Here is a 6,519-nt window from a genome sequence, read left to right on the forward strand (position 1 = left end):
CATGAATCAAGCCGCGCCAGTTCCAAAAGAAAACCAGGGCCAACCGGTTGTCCGCATCGACGGCAGGCTGAAGGTTACCGGACAAGCCAGCTATCCGGCCGACATCGCCACGGCCAATGTCGCTTATGGCGCTCTTGCCACCAGCAGCATCGCTCGGGGCAAGGTTTCCAAACTCCATACCGATGACGCCAGGGCCGTGCCCGGAGTGCTGGACATCATCACCTATGGCGACATGGATCAGACGGACACTCCGAAATTTGGCAATACCGGTGCGAGCTCTATAGCACCCCTGCATGACAAGACGATTTTCCACGACGGCCAGATCATCGCTCTGGTCGTTGCCGAGACATTCGAGGCGGCGGAGGAAGCGTCGATGTTGATCCGCGCCGACTACGAAGACGAACCGCCCAGCGCCAGCTTCGATTCCAAAGGCGTGAAAGTGGAACCGGCGGCCGGCAAAAGCCCGATGTTGCAGGAGGATGTCAAAGCAGGCGACTTCGACGCTGCCTATGCATCCGCTGCCGTCAAGATCGACCAAAAATACTCCACGCCGACCCAGCATCACAATCCGATCGAACTGTTCTCGACCACGGCGATGTGGCAAGGCGATCAACTCACCGTCCATGAGCCAAGCCAGAATGTCACCGGCTGGAAAATCGAACTTGCCCGGCAGTTGAAGGTCGACCCTGCCAATGTGCGGATTGTCAGCCCTTATGTCGGGGGCGCCTTCGGTTCCAAGGGACCGATGACGGCTCGCACGGCAATTGTCGCGGTTGCCGCGCGTCGTGTTGGGCGGCCGGTACGCTGCGTCGTCAGCCGCATGCAGGCCTTCAACACCCAGACCTATCGCGCCGAGACTAGGCATCGAATCCGCATAGGCGCCAGCAAGGACGGCCGCATCACGGCGTTCGGACATGAGGGCTGGGAGGTGACGTCACGCCCTGACCCTTATGTCGTCGGCGGCACGTCCGCCACCGGCCGCATGTACAATTACGGTTCGGTGCTCACTCATGTTTCGGTCGTCCATGCCGACCGCAACACACCGGGCTACATGCGCTCACCGCCGGAGACGCCCTACGTCTACGCGCTTGAGAACGCCATGGACGAAATGGCTGTGGCGCTCGGCATGGATCCCGTCGAGTTTCGGCGCATCAACGAGCCTGAAAGAGAGCCTATCGGCGGCAAGCCATTCTCCAGCCGGTCGCTGGTCAAATGCTACGACCAGGCTGCGGAGGCCTTCGGCTGGTCGAAGCGTAATGCGGTGGTCGGATCGATGCGGGAGGGCGACTGGCTGGTCGGCATGGGGTGCGCGACCGCAATCTATCCCACGGCAAGCGCGCCATGCGCGGCCCGTGTTCGCCTGACCGCCGATGGACAAGTTCGCGTTCAGTGCGGCTCCCATGAGATCGGCACCGGTGTGCGCACCGTCGCCGGGCAGATGGCCGCCGAACGTCTGGGGATAGGGATGGACAAGATCAGCGTCGAGATGGGCGACAGCGCCCTGCCGCCGGCGCCGGTCTCGGGCGGCTCGATTTCGACAGCGAGCGTCTGCTCGGCGGTTCTGAAGGCCTGTGACGCGGTGCGTGCCAAACTTTTCGCGGCAGCCGTCGCCGGAGACGGGCCGCTGGCCGGTTCCGGCAATGCCAAGCTGGAGATGGAGCAGGAGAAGATCGTGGCAAGCGGCGGCAAATCAGCCAAGCTGTCGGATGTCTTCAAGGCGATGCAGATCGGCGCGATAGAGGAATACGCCGAGTTTGCGCCAAAGGGTTCGACCCCGGAAGCACTGAAGAAGCTCTATGCCGGGCAAGCGGAGTTCCACGGCGGCGATCAGGACAAGGACTCCGTGAAATATGCCTTTGGCGCTGAATTCGTCGAAGTGCGCGTCAACAGCTACACACGCGAAATCCGGGTGCCACGCGTGGTCGGTGCCTTTGCGGCGGGACGCATCATGAACACGCGCACCGCGCGCAGCCAACTGATGGGCGGTATGATCTGGGGTATCGGCCAAGCCCTTCACGAGGCGACGGAAATCGACCGGCGCAACGCCCGTTACGTCAATCGTGATTTGCAGGACTATCTGGTGCCGGTCAACGCCGACATCAAACAGGTCGACGTCATCCTCGTTCCCGAGGTCGACCTGGACGTCAATCCGGCCGGCGTCAAGGGCCTGGGGGAGCTCGGCAATGTCGGGACCGCTGCGGCCGTGGCGAGCGCCGTGTACCATGCCACGGGCAAGCGCATTCGAGACTTGCCGATCAGGATAGACGATTTGATAAGCTGACGATCACAGATCGCGACAGGGGGGTGACTGACGCGCTATCGCATCCGCAAAGATCATGCGGCTGTTCAGGGTGACCCTCGTCGCGCGCATGCCTGCCGATCACGGTATCGCGGCCTCTTGCGCCAGCATCAGAGGGTTTTGCGCAGGAAGATGCGGGCGGCGTCGTGAAGGCCAAACTCAACCCTGCCAAATTCCTCGTAGCCGTGGCGGACATAGAAGCCGGGCGCCTGGAAGCTGCTGGTCTCGACCACCGCACGTTGGCAGCCGCGCTCCCTCGCTTCCGCTTCCACGGCAGCGAGCAGGCGGCTGCCATGTGATCTGCCTCGAATGCTTTCAGGCACGAAGAACATGTCGAGGAACAGCAAGCCGAGTTCGGTCCTGCCCCACAGGCCGCCAAGGATGTTTCCCGAGGTGTCGCGCAAGACGGCGCCGATCGGCACGCGGTCGTCAACGCCGGTTTTGGCCACATTGTAGCGATAGAGGGCGGAGCCCGCCTCCGCCTTGGCGCGCCCATTCCCCCTGACCAGCTGAACGTGGATGTCTGGCATTTGGTGTTCCGTGGCCGCAGCCTCGAGACCGGTGTCGGATCGGATCCTGTTCTCTCTTGAAAGGTCCGTGCTATTTACCGCCTCCGACGGCCATCCGGACGCCAAGACCGACGATGCAGCAGCCAGCTATCCGCTGCTGCCAAAGCCTGATGCCCGGCCGCCGCATGATCCATTCGCCCAGTATGCCGGATGCGACTGCGTAGGTGCCCAGAACCAGTACGCCGGTCAGTTTCTGGGTCGCGCCAAGCAACAGCATCTGCAGCCAGACCGAGCCGCGGGTCGGATCGACGAACTGAGGCAGAAAGGCGATCATGAAGGTCATGGGCCAGGGATTTATGAGATTGGCGACCATGCCTTCGCGCATCGCGGCGAGCGGCCCCACGCGCCTGATCTGATCGACCTCCAGGTCCTCCTTCGTCCCGGACAGTAAACGTATGCCCAGCCAGACCAGATAGGCTGCTCCGGCCCAGCGGAGCGCATCGAACGCCAGTGGCGATGCACGCAACAGCGAGGAGACACCCAGGGCGATTGGAGGCAATTGCACCAACCCAGCGCCCAATGTCATTCCCACGACCGTAAACAGCGCCGTGCCACGCCCTTGCCCGATGCCACGGGCCATCACAAGCATGCTGTCGGGGCCAGGTGGCATCTGCAACAGGATCACGGTACCGACAAAGGCAAACCAGAGATGGGTATCCATTCTCGTTCCTCCGCCTTGAATCTGGCTTACTTTTCAACCTTCGGGCTCTGCTTCCCATGCTTTTGCATGAGACGTTGATCGGACAATGAGGTCGAGCCTGGCCTGCAATTTCGGCTGGGTCGCGAGAGGCTCCTTGACCTTCGGAACCTTGTCGAATAGCTAGGGCATGCGTGCGCGGGTATGGTGAAATGGTATCACATGAGCCTTCCAAGCTCTTGGTGCGGGTTCGATTCCCGCTACCCGCTCCAGGTTTCCAGTGACACCGTCGGCAAGCCGAAACACTGCGCGGCAAGCGCGCAGCGCTTCAGGCATCGGTGTGCGCCGCGCTAGCTGTTGAACGCTGACGCGACCTGGTGCTGTTGCGGCATCTGGCCGTTCGGCGTCAGCTTGTCGACGATGCCGGGCAGGGCCGCGGATAGTTGCTTGAGCAGTTCCTGCTCGTCGAGCCCTGTCCGTTGGGCGATTTCGCGAATGACCTGCGGTCCAATCGCGTTGCCCAGCTCATTGGCGTTGATCGACTGGTTCTGCCCTGTGCCGACCCAGGAGTCGGCGACATTGCCATGGCCGGCGTTCTTGAGCTTGTCGAGCAGGCCGCCCAGTCCGCCGAGCAGGCCGCCGTCACCGGACGCGGTTCCGACGGGTGTGGGATCGGCCGGCGCGGGAGCTTGAGGCTGCTCCGGCTGTTCGGCACTTCTGCCGCTCAGCATCTTTCCGACCAGCAGGGCACCGAGCGCGATCATCAGCGGTTTGGTGATGTTGCCGCCGGGAACGGCGTTGTCAAAAAGTCCCATAGTGGATCCTCCATCTAGCCAAGCCCGGCCCATCGTCAACAATGACGCAATCGGGCGGAATTTCAACCTGGCTTGTGGTTTTGACATTCATATGAAAATGTCCGGTTGGCGGAGGGATGGAGAGGAAAAATGGGTATCATCAGCTGGATCATTCTCGGCGTCATCGCCGGCTTCATAGGCAGCAAGATCGTCAACAAGACCGGTCAGGGCATGATCATGGATATCGTGCTCGGCATTGTCGGTGCCATCGTAGGGGGCCTGATCTTCAGTGCCTTCGGTGCTTCGGGCGTCACCGGGCTCAACATCTACAGCCTGATCGTCGCGGTCGTGGGCGCCGTCGTGGTGTTGTGGGCCTACCATCAGTTCGCGGGCAAGCGTACCATCTAGACGTGTCGGCAGATTGCCAGTTCTGCCGAATCCTGAATTGCGATAATCCGCCGTCGGTGCTGCCTGCACTCACGGTGTTGGAACCTACAATGCCGGTGCGCCGCCGCGGATCAGGCGACCACGGCCAGCCTACGCTTGCGCTGGTCCAGCGACACGATGGTCAACCCACTGCAGACGACCAGCAGGATGCCGCAGACCGCCAGTGCATTGGGGAATTGCCCGAACACCAGCAGGCCCGAAATGACGGCCCAGACCGTGAAGCAGTAGTAGAAAGGCGCTACCGCTCCGGTCGGCCCGACGCGATAGGCCATGAAGATGAAGAAGTGGCCGAAGATCAGGAAGAAACCGGCTCCCGCCATCAGCAGCAGGTGGTGCGCCTCCGGCGCTACCCAGCGCTCGGAAACCAGATGCGCGGCGCCGGCGCCGATCAGGACCACGACGACAGCCGAGATCGCCACGATCATTCCTGGCACTTCGGCGGTGATCTTGCGGCCGGCCAGATCGCGGGCGGCGGCGAATGTCGCGTTGCCTAGCGCCAGCAAGGCGTAGACCGAAATGCCTTGCATGGTCGGCTGCGCCACCATCAGCGCGCCGATGAAGCCCAGCCCGATCAGCGCCATGCGCTGGCCGCCGATGCGCTCGCCAAACAGGATCGAGGATCCGACCAGCATCAGCAGCGGCGTGATCTGCCCCAGCGCGGTGGAATCGGCGATCTGCATGTTGGCAAGCGCGACGACATAACAGAGGATCGCCGCCAATTCGAGCAGGTTCCTGCGCAGCACCCGCTTGTCGAAGATCAGCGGGATCTGCTTGCCGTAGCCGAGCGCAAACAGCAGCGGAAAGCCCCACAGCGTTGCCGCGGCACCACGCAGGAAGAGCACTTCGTAGGACGGCAAGCCCGTAGTGGCGAGCTTCATCATCGTGTCGTTGACCAGATATGACCCGGTCGAGACGATCATGAACAGAGGGCCGCGAATGGCAGTCGGGATGAAATGCATCGGCGCAGGAAATCAGACCAGGATCGCCGCCGCAATGGGCCATGGGCCGCCGGCAGATCCGACAGCGACAGATACGCAGACCTGCGGAATCCTCCCATTGTTCCGTCGGACCTTCGCCCATTCCCTTTTCAACGGGGGGTCCCTATATCAGCGCCATATCCCCGCAATCGGATCAAGGGTTCTGGCGAGTGAGATGGCGTCCGGGCAAAAGACGCTTGTGTTTTTTGGCCTTTCTCGCTAATCGCCCCGCATTCGACTGAACTGAAGGTCCAGGCCGTCCAAGGAAAGAGACTATGGCAAAAGGTAAATTCGAGCGCACTAAGCCTCATGTGAACATCGGCACGATTGGTCACGTCGACCATGGCAAGACGTCGCTGACGGCTGCGATCACCAAGTATTTTGGCGAATACAAGCGCTATGACCAGATCGACGCGGCGCCGGAAGAGAAGGCGCGCGGCATCACGATCTCGACGGCTCACGTCGAATACGAGACGGCCAACCGCCACTACGCGCATGTCGACTGCCCCGGCCACGCCGACTATGTGAAGAACATGATCACCGGTGCCGCGCAGATGGACGGCGCGATCCTGGTCGTGTCGGCCGCCGACGGCCCGATGCCGCAGACCCGCGAGCACATCCTGCTTGCCCGTCAGGTCGGCGTGCCGTCGATCGTGGTGTTCCTGAACAAGGTCGACCAGGTCGACGACGCCGAGCTGCTCGAACTGGTCGAGCTCGAGGTTCGCGAACTTTTGTCGAAGAACGAATTCCCCGGCGACGACATTCCGATCGTCAAGGGTTCGGCGCTGGCAGCGCT

The 6,519-nt window shown here is 62.0% G+C and carries 7 protein-coding genes and 1 tRNA gene; 4 read left to right on the plus strand and 4 right to left on the minus strand.

Going from position 1 to position 6,519, the window contains the following annotated elements:
* The first annotated feature begins 1 nt into the window (after position 1).
* A complete protein-coding gene (locus M653_RS0131820) occupies positions 2-2,281 on the plus strand; it encodes a xanthine dehydrogenase family protein molybdopterin-binding subunit (protein ID WP_027146887.1) in 2,280 nt (759 codons plus the stop codon).
* Positions 2,282-2,409: 128 nt separating this feature from the next.
* On the opposite strand, the gene M653_RS0131825 is transcribed toward M653_RS0131820, so the two are convergent.
* Entirely contained in the window at positions 2,410-2,829 is a 420-nt protein-coding gene (locus tag M653_RS0131825) for a GNAT family N-acetyltransferase (RefSeq protein WP_032936645.1), read from the minus strand.
* Between the two features lie 70 nt (positions 2,830-2,899).
* A complete protein-coding gene (locus M653_RS0131830; RefSeq protein ID WP_027146889.1) occupies positions 2,900-3,529 on the minus strand; it encodes a LysE family translocator in 630 nt (209 codons plus the stop codon).
* Between the two features lie 174 nt (positions 3,530-3,703).
* On the opposite strand from M653_RS0131830, the gene M653_RS0131835 reads away from it, so the two are divergent.
* Positions 3,704-3,777: transfer RNA gene (locus tag M653_RS0131835), tRNA-Gly, on the plus strand.
* Positions 3,778-3,855: 78 nt separating this feature from the next.
* Here M653_RS0131835 and M653_RS0131840 read toward each other — a convergent pair.
* Positions 3,856-4,320 (minus strand): YidB family protein, encoded by a 465-nt coding sequence (locus tag M653_RS0131840; protein ID WP_027146890.1) that lies wholly within the window; start codon positions 4,318-4,320, stop codon positions 3,856-3,858.
* 129 nt (positions 4,321-4,449) lie between these two features.
* Here M653_RS0131840 and M653_RS0131845 point away from each other — a divergent pair, with 129 nt between their 5' ends.
* The gene (locus tag M653_RS0131845; RefSeq protein ID WP_015318000.1) at positions 4,450-4,707 is read left to right on the plus strand and encodes a GlsB/YeaQ/YmgE family stress response membrane protein; all 258 of its coding nucleotides are present in this window, start codon (positions 4,450-4,452) and stop codon (positions 4,705-4,707) included.
* A 110-nt stretch (positions 4,708-4,817) separates the two neighbouring features.
* On the opposite strand, the gene M653_RS0131850 is transcribed toward M653_RS0131845, so the two are convergent.
* Positions 4,818-5,705 carry a DMT family transporter gene (locus M653_RS0131850; protein ID WP_027146891.1) on the minus strand — a complete coding sequence of 296 codons (888 nt, stop codon included), beginning with the start codon at positions 5,703-5,705 and terminating at the stop codon, positions 4,818-4,820.
* A gap of 293 nt (positions 5,706-5,998) precedes the next feature.
* On the opposite strand from M653_RS0131850, the gene M653_RS0131855 reads away from it, so the two are divergent.
* A partial coding sequence (locus tag M653_RS0131855; protein ID WP_027146892.1) for a GTP-binding protein occupies positions 5,999-6,519 on the plus strand: 521 nt, incomplete at its 3' end.

It is taken from the genome of Mesorhizobium sp. WSM3626 (genome assembly GCF_000513935.1).
Lineage (GTDB): Bacteria > Pseudomonadota > Alphaproteobacteria > Rhizobiales > Rhizobiaceae > Mesorhizobium > Mesorhizobium salmacidum.